Below are 456 nucleotides of genomic sequence, written 5' to 3' on the forward strand. Positions count from 1 at the left end.
CCGGGCAAGCTCACCCGTTTCGCCCGCGATGCCATGGGGCGACTACTCGAGCGCCGTGCCGAAGCGGACCCCACGTGCACCAGCCGCTTCAGCTACGACAAGCTCGGGCGCCTGACCGCCGCGCACAACCCGGCCGCCACCGTCGCCTTCGCCTACGACCCGCTGGGTCAGCTGCTGGCCGAAACCCAGACCCTGGCCGGGGGCACCCCGCGCGTGCTGGGCCATGCCTATGATGTGCTCGGTAACCGTACCCGCACCCACTTGCCCGATGGCCGCGTGCTCAACGCCCTCTTCTACGGATCGGGTCACCTGCACCAGCTCAACCTGGAAGCGGACGGCACCCACCACACGATCTGCGATGTCGAGCGCGATGCGCTGCACCGCGAGGTCTACCGCACCCAGGGTCGGCTGGCGAGCCGATTCGATTACGACCCCATGGGCCGTCTCACCCGCCAC

1 protein-coding gene is annotated in these 456 nt (G+C 69.3%); it reads left to right on the forward strand.

Annotation, left to right across the window (positions count from 1 at the left end):
* On the forward strand, nucleotides 1–456 hold a 456-nt coding region (locus DNK49_RS23390; protein ID WP_165843441.1), incomplete at both ends, for an RHS repeat protein.

It is taken from the genome of Parazoarcus communis SWub3 = DSM 12120, from assembly GCF_003226565.1.
Taxonomy (GTDB): Bacteria; Pseudomonadota; Gammaproteobacteria; order Burkholderiales; family Rhodocyclaceae; genus Parazoarcus; species Parazoarcus communis.